1 protein-coding gene is annotated in these 2,192 nt (G+C 69.4%); it reads left to right on the top strand.

Annotated features, from left to right (window positions below):
* Window positions 1-317: 317 nt before the first annotated feature.
* The gene (gene dnaG, locus E1286_RS47020) at window positions 318-2,162 is read left to right on the top strand and encodes a DNA primase (RefSeq protein WP_132623886.1); all 1,845 of its coding nucleotides are present in this window, start codon (window positions 318-320) and stop codon (window positions 2,160-2,162) included.
* Window positions 2,163-2,192: the final 30 nt, after the last annotated feature.

Raw genomic sequence — 2,192 nt, 5'->3', positions numbered from 1 at the left:
CGCCGGGGGCGTGGCGGGGGAGACCGCGCCGACACCCGCCACCCCGGTGACCTGGGTGCAGGCACCGGTCAGCAGCACGGCGCCCGTGACGGCCGCCAATCGTCCGATACGCCCCGAATGCATGGTCTCCACCTGTGTCACTGTTTCCGCCGGTTCCACCCGACAACTTTTACCTTTGTAGCCCACCGGGGACCCCCGCATAGCCGCTTTCCGGCTTTAGCAGCCCGCGGGTAACCGTCGCCTATCCCCCCGAAGCCTCATGCCCGGAACACCCGGGACGTCGGGAACCGTCGGCGGGGCGGAATAGACTCACCGACGTGGCCGGCCGGATCCGTGATGACGACATCGCCCTCGTGCGCGAGCGCTCCCCCATCGCCGAGGTCATCGGCGAGCACATCCAGTTGCGCAACGCCGGAGGCGGCAACCTCAAGGGGCTGTGCCCCTTCCACGACGAGAAGAGCCCCTCGTTCAACGTGACCCCCGAGCGGGGGATGTACTACTGCTTCGGATGCTCCGAGGGCGGCGACGTGATCACGTTCGTCGAGAAGATCGAGCACCTGTCGTTCAGCGAGGCCGTCGAGCGGCTGGCCCAGCGGGCCGGCATCCAGCTTCAGTACGAGCAGGGCGGCTATGTCCCCAAGCGTGACCACGGCGAGCGGGCCAGGCTGATCGAGGCCCACCGGGCGGCCGCCGAGTTCTACGCCGACAAGCTGATGAGCCCCGAGGCGGGTCCAGGGCGGCGCTTCCTGTCGGAGCGGGGCTTCGAGCGGGCCGACGCCGAGATGTTCGGGGTCGGCTACGCGCCCGCCGAGTGGGAGGCGCTCACCCGTCACCTGCTGGCGCGCGGGTTCACCTCCGACGAGCTCGTCAAGGGCGGGCTGGCCAAGGAGGGCCGGCGAGGGCCGATCGACCGGTTCCGCGGGCGGCTCATCTGGCCGATCCGGGATGCCACGGGCGATGTGATCGGATTCGGGGCGCGGAAGTTGCTCGATTCCGACGACGGCCCGAAATACTTGAATACTCCTGACTCGCCGCTTTACAAGAAGAGCCAGGTCCTTTATGGAATTGATCTAGCAAAACGCGAGATCTCCAAGCGCGCTCAGGCCGTGATCGTCGAGGGATACACCGACGTGATGGCCTGCCATCTGGCCGGCGTGCCCACCGCCGTGGCGACGTGCGGCACGTCGTTCGGCGAGGAGCACATCAAGATCCTGCGCCGTTTCCTGTTCGACCAGGCCGAGTTCCGCGGCGAGGTCATCTTCACCTTCGACGGCGACGCGGCCGGGCAGAAGGCGGCGCTGCGCGCGTTCGCCGACGAGCAGAAGTTCGTCACGCAGACGTACGTCGCGGTGCAGGGCGACGGGCTCGACCCGTGCGACCTGCGCGTCAAGCAGGGCGACGCGGCCGTGCGCGACCTGATCGCCAGCCGCGAGCCGCTGTTCCAGTTCGCGATCAGGAGCACGATCTCCCGCTACGACCTGCGCAGCAACGAAGGCAAGATCGCCGCCCTCGACGCCGCCGCGCCCATCGTGGCCGCGATCAAGGACGTCGGCCTGCGTAAGCGTTACGCCATCGACCTCGACCGGTGGCTCGGCTTCATGGACGAGCGGTTCGTCATGCAGCGCATCGGCGAGGTGTCGGGCGCCCAGCAGGGCCCCCGCCGGCGCGTTCCCCATGCGGCGCCGGTCGACCCGAGCGTGCGTGTCGAGCGGGAGCTGCTCAAGCTGGCCGTCCAGCGTCCCGCGCTGCTCGGTCCCCAGTTCGACGCCCTCGACCCGCAGGCGTTCACCACGCCCGAGCACACGGCCCTGCACAAGGTCATCACCACCGCGGGCGGCCTCGCGGCAGCCGCGCACGGCGGGCGGGAGTGGGTCGACCGGCTGCTGGAGCACGCCCACGAAGACGGGGCGCGGGCGCTGGTGACGCGCTTCGCGGTGGAGCCGTTCCAGGCGGACGCCGAGGTCGAGCAGCGCTACGCGACGGGGATCCTCGCGCGCGTGGAGACGATGGCGGTCGACCGCGCCATTGCTCAGGTCAAGTCGCGACTCCAGCGCATCAACCCGGTGGACGAAGCCCAGGAGCACCGCCGCCTCTTCGGCGAACTCCTCGCCCTCGAAAAACAACGCAAGGTCCTCCTCGAACGCGCCACCGGCATGCAGTAACCCTCCAGCCCACCGCGTCCGACCCCCCAC

The sequence above is a fragment of the Nonomuraea terrae genome, from assembly GCF_004348995.1.
Taxonomy (GTDB): Bacteria; Actinomycetota; Actinomycetes; order Streptosporangiales; family Streptosporangiaceae; genus Nonomuraea; species Nonomuraea terrae.
The sequence above is the reverse complement of the archived record's forward strand: the minus strand, read 5'-3'. Positions and strand labels throughout refer to the sequence as shown.